Annotated in this window: 7 protein-coding genes; all 7 read left to right on the top strand. The window is 69.3% G+C overall.

Annotation, left to right across the window (positions count from 1 at the left end):
• The first annotated feature begins 1 nt into the window (after position 1).
• The 7 genes from ABD329_RS28120 (at position 2) to ABD329_RS28150 (ending at position 6181) form a co-directional block, all read left to right on the top strand.
• Positions 2-799, top strand: coding sequence for a cell division protein FtsQ/DivIB (locus ABD329_RS28120; protein ID WP_198278910.1), 798 nt, complete (start codon positions 2-4; stop codon positions 797-799).
• Between the two features lie 276 nt (positions 800-1075).
• The gene (gene ftsZ, locus ABD329_RS28125; protein WP_344317090.1) at positions 1076-2317 is read left to right on the top strand and encodes a cell division protein FtsZ; all 1242 of its coding nucleotides are present in this window, start codon (positions 1076-1078) and stop codon (positions 2315-2317) included.
• 43 nt (positions 2318-2360) lie between these two features.
• Positions 2361-3101 carry a peptidoglycan editing factor PgeF gene (gene pgeF / locus ABD329_RS28130; protein WP_198281642.1) on the top strand — a complete coding sequence of 247 codons (741 nt, stop codon included), beginning with the start codon at positions 2361-2363 and terminating at the stop codon, positions 3099-3101.
• Positions 3102-3104: 3 nt separating this feature from the next.
• Positions 3105-3824: a YggS family pyridoxal phosphate-dependent enzyme gene (locus ABD329_RS28135; RefSeq protein WP_198281643.1), complete on the top strand. Its 720-nt coding sequence runs from the start codon at positions 3105-3107 to the stop codon at positions 3822-3824.
• A gap of 123 nt (positions 3825-3947) precedes the next feature.
• Positions 3948-4568 carry a cell division protein SepF gene (locus ABD329_RS28140; RefSeq protein WP_030831675.1) on the top strand — a complete coding sequence of 207 codons (621 nt, stop codon included), beginning with the start codon at positions 3948-3950 and terminating at the stop codon, positions 4566-4568.
• An 82-nt stretch (positions 4569-4650) separates the two neighbouring features.
• Positions 4651-4947 (top strand): YggT family protein, encoded by a 297-nt coding sequence (locus ABD329_RS28145; protein ID WP_014060001.1) that lies wholly within the window; start codon positions 4651-4653, stop codon positions 4945-4947.
• A gap of 49 nt (positions 4948-4996) precedes the next feature.
• The gene (locus tag ABD329_RS28150) at positions 4997-6181 is read left to right on the top strand and encodes a DivIVA domain-containing protein (RefSeq protein WP_198281644.1); all 1185 of its coding nucleotides are present in this window, start codon (positions 4997-4999) and stop codon (positions 6179-6181) included.
• Positions 6182-6388: the final 207 nt, after the last annotated feature.

Here is a 6388-nt window from a genome sequence, read left to right on the forward strand (position 1 = left end):
CGTGGCCGGACCGTCGACCGCCGAGCGCGGTGCACGAGGGACGACTCCGTCCGGCCCGCCCCCACGCCTCCTCCGGGTGCGCCGCCGGCTCCGGCCGCCCCGCCGCCGCACCCTGCTGGTGACGGCGGCGGCGGTGACCCTGCTCGGCGCCGGGGCCGTCTGGCTGCTCTACGGCTCGAGCTGGCTGCGGGCCGAGCGGGTGCGGGTCGCCGGCACCACCGTCCTCACCGCCGAGGACGTGCGCGACGCGGCCGACGTATCCCTGAACACCCCTCTGGTGGCGGTGGACACCGGAGCGATCGAACACCGTGTGCGCGAGCGGCTGAAGCGGATTGCGAAAGTGGACGTATCCCGGTCATGGCCGCACACCATCAGTCTGGTAGTGACGGAACGCAGGCCCGAAGCCATTGTCGAAGAGGGCGGGAAGTTCCACGAAGTGGACGCCACGGGAGTGCGGTTCTCCACGCTGAGCAAGCGTCCGAAGGGGGTTCCGCTGCTGGAAATGGAGCCGGACCGGTCGCCGAGTTCGCGCCATTTCGGCCCGACCGCACTGCGCCGCGAGGCGGTCCGGGTGGTCACCCAACTCCCCGAGAAGGTCCGCCAGGACACCCGTTCCCTCCGGGTCCGCTCGTACGATTCGATCACCCTGGAGCTGACCGGGGGCCGTACCATCGCGTGGGGGAGCGGAGAGCGCGGCGAGGCGAAGGCCAAGGCGCTCACCGCCCTGATGAAAGCGCGGCCGGACGCCGGCCACTTCGACGTCCAAGCGCCGAGTGCCCCCGCGGTGTCTCGCAGTTGACGTGGATAGCGGCAGGCCAGCACCCTGGTTGGCTAGCCCACTGGGTGATCACATAGGGTGAAAAGAAAAGCGGGAGGTTCGGCGTGTTCATTGAACGCGCGCCACTTGTCGACTTAGTGTCCTGTTCCGAAGAGTCCGGGAAACAGAGGCACTGGTAACCCTAAACTTCAGCGTTAGGGTTGGGGTCGGCAATCGGAACCGTCCCATTCGGCATCAGTCGGCGCACCGCACAACGGCGGGGTGGCGACACGTAACTCGAGGCGAGAGGCCTTCGACGTGGCAGCACCGCAGAACTACCTCGCAGTCATCAAGGTCGTCGGCATCGGCGGCGGTGGCGTGAATGCCATCAACCGGATGATCGAGGTCGGGCTCAAGGGCGTCGAGTTCATCGCGATCAACACCGATGCGCAGGCCCTGCTGATGAGTGACGCGGACGTCAAGCTGGACGTCGGCCGTGAGCTCACCCGGGGCCTGGGAGCCGGCGCCAACCCCGATGTCGGCCGTAAGGCCGCCGAGGACCACCGCGAGGAGATCGAGGAGGTCCTCAAGGGGGCCGACATGGTCTTCGTGACGGCGGGTGAGGGCGGCGGTACGGGCACCGGCGGTGCCCCTGTGGTCGCGAACATCGCCCGCTCGCTGGGCGCACTGACGATCGGTGTGGTCACCCGTCCGTTCACCTTCGAGGGCCGCCGCCGCGCCAATCAGGCGGAGGACGGCATCGCGGGTCTGCGGGACGAGGTCGACACCCTCATCGTGATCCCGAACGACCGGCTGCTGTCCATTTCGGACCGTCAGGTGAGCGTGCTCGACGCGTTCAAGTCGGCCGACCAGGTGCTGCTGTCGGGTGTTCAGGGCATCACCGACCTGATCACCACCCCGGGTCTGATCAACCTCGACTTCGCGGACGTCAAGTCCGTGATGTCGGAGGCCGGATCGGCGCTGATGGGCATCGGCTCGGCCCGCGGCGACGACCGCGCGGTGGCCGCGGCCGAGATGGCGATCTCCTCGCCGCTGCTGGAGGCGTCCATCGACGGCGCCCGGGGCGTGCTGCTCTCCATCTCCGGCGGCTCGGACCTCGGTCTGTTCGAGATCAACGAGGCCGCCCAGCTGGTGAGCGAGGCCGCCCACCCCGAGGCCAACATCATCTTCGGCGCGGTGATCGACGACGCGCTCGGCGACGAGGTCCGGGTCACCGTGATCGCGGCGGGCTTCGACGGCGGTCAGCCGCCCGCGAAGAACCGCGACAAGGTGCTCGGCTCCTACAGCGGCGGCAACCGCGAAGAGGGGTCCGGCGGCTCCTCGAACCGCCCGGCCGGCCAGGAGAGCGGCAGCCGCCCGTCCTTCGGCGGGCTCGGCAGCGTCACCCCGCGCGATGAGGAGCCCGCCCCGGCGGACCCCGCCCCGGTCGCAGAGGTGCCGCCGCCCCCGGTGCCCACCCCGCACCCCCAGGTTCCCCCGGCTCGCCCCTACCCGGAGAGCCAGGCCGAGGAGCTGGACGTCCCGGACTTCCTGAAGTGAGCCGTCCGGTATGGCTCGGCGGCGACTTTGAAGTGAACCAGACGTGATAGCGCAACAGCACGACGCGAGCGGCGCGCACTTCGCCTTCACCGACCGGTGGGGCGGGGTGAGCGCCGCTCCGTATGAGGAGCTGAACCTCGGCGGGGCGGTCGGCGACGACCCCCAGGCCGTACGGACCAACCGCGAGCTGGCCGCCAAGGCGGTGGGCCTGGACCCGGCGGCGGTGGTCTGGATGAACCAGGTGCACGGCCGGGACGTCGCGGTGGTCGACGGACCGTGGTCGGACGACGAGATCCCGGCGGTGGACGCGGTGGTGACGCGGCGTCGGGGCCTCGCCCTGGCCGTCCTCACCGCCGACTGCACCCCGGTGCTGCTGGCCGATCCGGTGGCCGGGGTCGTCGGCGCCGCCCACGCCGGGCGGCCGGGACTGGTCGCCGGAGTGGTGCCGGCGGTGCTGAAGGTGATGACCGAACAGGGCGCGGAGCCCGCCCGGATCGTCGCCCGCACCGGCCCCGCGGTCTGCGGCCGCTGCTACGAGGTACCCGCGGACATGCGCGCCGATGTCGCCGGGACGGTGCCGGAGGCGTGGGCCGAGACCAGCTGGGGTACCCCCGCCGTGGATGTGGCGGCCGGTGTGCGGGCCCAACTGGTGCGCGGGGGTGTGCGGATGGACGAGACGGATGGACAATCTCACATCTGCACCCTGGAGTCGGCGGACCACTTCTCGTACCGGCGCGAGCGCACCACGGGGCGGCTCGCGAGCTATGTCTGGTTGGGCGGCTGAGCTGTGACGGATCGCAAGGCGGAACTGGCCGCGAATCTGGCCCGGGTGGAGGAACGTATCTCTGCCGCCTGCGCCGGGGCCGGTCGCAAGCGCGAAGAGGTGACCCTGATCGTGGTCACCAAGACCTATCCGGCGAGCGATGTCCGTTTGCTCGCGGAACTCGGCGTACGGCACGTCGCCGAGAACCGCGACCAGGAGGCCGCCCCCAAAGCCGCGGAATGCGCGGATCTGCCATTGATCTGGCACTTTGTCGGGCAGTTGCAGACCAATAAGGTGCGTTCCGTATCGAGTTATGCCGATGTGGTGCAATCTGTCGATCGCAAGCGATTGGTCGACGCACTCTCCCGCGCGGCTGTGGGGGCCGGGCGGGAGCTGGGCGTCCTGATTCAGGTCGCGCTCGACGTGGACTCCAGTGACCGGGGAGAGCGCGGAGGGGTGGGACCGGACGGAGTGGAACGGCTCGCCGAGTCCGTGGCCGAGGCCGAAGGACTCCGGCTCGACGGTCTGATGACCGTCGCCCCGCTGTCGGGCCCCTACGAGGGGCGGCCGCGGGCGGCGTTCGACCGGCTGATGGAAATCTCATCCCGCCTGCGCGTGGCCCATCCGGCTGCGAACATGGTCTCGGCGGGGATGAGCTCGGACCTCGAGGAAGCGGTGGCGGCGGGGGCGACACATGTGCGCGTCGGCACTGCGGTACTCGGAGTCCGACCCGGGCTCCGGTAACGTCGCGAAGAAGTCGGACCACAGCAGAAAATATGGTCATTCCCGTCAAAAGGCGGGCGGGCCACGTGGATCCATGGCATCCGGTGGCGGAGCCGATCCACCACAGAGCGGAGGACGCAGAAAATGGCCGGCGCGATGCGCAAGATGGCGGTCTACCTCGGCCTCGTGGAGGACGATGGGTACGACGGCCGGGGATTCGACCCCGACGACGAGTTCGAGCCCGAGCCGGAGCCCGAGCGGGAGCGGGACCGCCGGCGGCATCAGGTGGTGGAGACCGAACCGCGGCCGGAAAGGGGCGAATCCGTGCGAGTCGTCCACCCTCCCGCACAACGCGAACCGGCTCCACTTGCGGTGGAAACCGGGCGACCCGCGCGAATTGCCCCCGTGGCGTCCATCACACCTGAACGTCAGAACTTGGAGAAGAACGCGCCAGTGATCATGCCCAAGGTCGTGTCCGAGCGGGAGCCGTACCGCATCACCACACTGCACCCCCGGACCTACAACGAGGCCCGTACTATCGGGGAACACTTCCGTGAGGGCACTCCCGTGATCATGAATCTGACGGAGATGGACGACACGGATGCGAAGCGACTTGTCGACTTTGCGGCCGGTCTGGTGTTCGGTCTCCATGGGAGCATTGAGCGGGTGACGCAGAAGGTGTTCCTGTTGTCTCCTGCTAACGTCGATGTCACGGCGGAGGACAAGGCCCGTATCGCAGAGGGCGGGTTCTTCAACCAGAGCTGAGACGCAAAAACGGCAAACCGGCAACACCGAGTCATCCGAGGCCGAAAGGCCGAGTACGAACCAGGGGAGAGGGACGCGCGGGATGGGCATCGCACTACAGGTGATCTACATCGCGCTCTACTGCTACCTGATCGTGCTGATCTTCAGGCTCGTGATGGACTACGTCTTCCAGTTCGCGCGCTCGTGGCAACCCGGTAGGGCGATGGTGGTCATCCTCGAGGCCACCTACACTGTGACCGATCCGCCACTCAAGCTGCTGCGGCGGTTCATTCCGCCGTTGCGTCTCGGGGGTGTGGCGCTCGACCTGTCCTTCTTCGTGCTGATGATCATCGTCTGGATCCTGATCACCGTCGTGAGCAATTTTGCGAGCAGGGTGTGAACGATACGGTCTTGCCGATTGCCGACGACTACGTTGAGGTGAAGTAGAGATGCCGTTGACCCCCGAGGACGTGCGGAACAAGCAGTTCACGACCGTCCGCCTCCGAGAAGGCTATGACGAGGACGAGGTCGATGCCTTCCTCGACGAGGTCGAAGCCGAACTGACTCGGCTGTTGCGGGAGAACGAGGACCTGCGCGCCAAGCTGGCCGCCGCGACACGTGCCGCGGCCCAGAGCCAGCAACAAGGCATGCGCAAGCCACCCGAACAGCAGGAGCGGCCGGGCGCACCTGTGCCCGCCGCCATATCTGGACCGCCGCAGCCGGTGCCGCCCGGCCAGCAGCAGATGGGTGGCCCGCCCCAACTCCCGGGCGGAGCCCCGCAGCTGCCGGCCGGTCCGATGGGCCAGAACGGCCCCGGGCCGATGCAGCAGGGCGGTCCCGGCCCGATGCAGCAGGGCGGCCCTGGTCCGATGCAGCAGGGCGGACCGGGCCCGATGGGCCAGAACGGTCCCATGGGTCCCGGCGGTCCCATGGGTGGCCCGATGGGCGGTCCCGGTGGCCCGGGTGGCCCCGGCGGTCCTGGCGGCCCGCAGCTGCCGCAGCCGGGGCAGGGCCCGGGCGGCGACAGCGCCGCGCGCGTGCTCTCGCTCGCGCAGCAGACCGCCGACCAGGCGATCGCGGAGGCCCGTTCCGAGGCCAACAAGATCGTCGGCGAGGCCCGTAGCCGCGCCGAGGGCCTGGAGCGGGACGCCCGCGCCAAGGCCGACGCGCTGGAGCGGGACGCGCAGGAGAAGCACCGTGTCGCGATGGGCTCCCTGGAGTCCGCTCGTGCCACGCTCGAGCGCAAGGTCGAGGATCTGCGCGGCTTCGAGCGCGAGTACCGCACGCGGCTGAAGTCGTACCTGGAGAGCCAGCTGCGCCAGCTGGAGAACCAGGCCGACGACTCGCTCGCCCCGCCGCGCACCCCGGCGACCGCCTCGCTGCCGCCGTCCCCCTCGATGAGCGGCTCCATGGCCTCGGCCGGCGCCGGCGCGATGGGTGGCCACACGATGGGCGGCAACCAGTCCATGGGTGGCCACAACCAGAACGGCGGCGCGCCGTCCTACGGTGGCCAGCAGCAGATGTCTCCCGCGATGACCCAGCCGATGGCACCGGTGCGGCCGCAGAGTCCGCAGCCGATGCAGCAGGCGCCGAGCCCGATGCGGGGCTTCCTCATCGACGAGGACGACAACTGACGCGGGGCGCGTAAGCGCGGAGCGTTCGGCAATCACAAGGGCCGGGTCCCAGGAGCTTCCTCCTGGGACCCGGCCCTTTGCCGTGCGCGCGGGGGCGGCGGGGGATTGTTCTTGGGTTCTAGGAGTCGTTGCAACACCCCAGTTCAGGGGATGCGATGGACTTCGAGATTCGTAAGGACCGGACGAGGCCTCAGGGTAGGAAGAAGC

The organism is Streptomyces javensis, assembly GCF_039525925.1.
Taxonomy (GTDB): domain Bacteria; phylum Actinomycetota; class Actinomycetes; order Streptomycetales; family Streptomycetaceae; genus Streptomyces; species Streptomyces asiaticus.

Excerpts from the sequence above, each read along its gene's own strand:
- ABD329_RS28140 (WP_030831675.1), top strand. The coding sequence starts at position 3,948 with ATGGCCGGCGCGATGCGCAAGATGGCGGTCTACCTCGGCCTCGTGGAG.
- ABD329_RS28145 (WP_014060001.1), top strand. The coding sequence starts at position 4,651 with ATGGGCATCGCACTACAGGTGATCTACATCGCGCTCTACTGCTACCTG.
- ABD329_RS28150 (WP_198281644.1), top strand. The coding sequence starts at position 4,997 with ATGCCGTTGACCCCCGAGGACGTGCGGAACAAGCAGTTCACGACCGTC.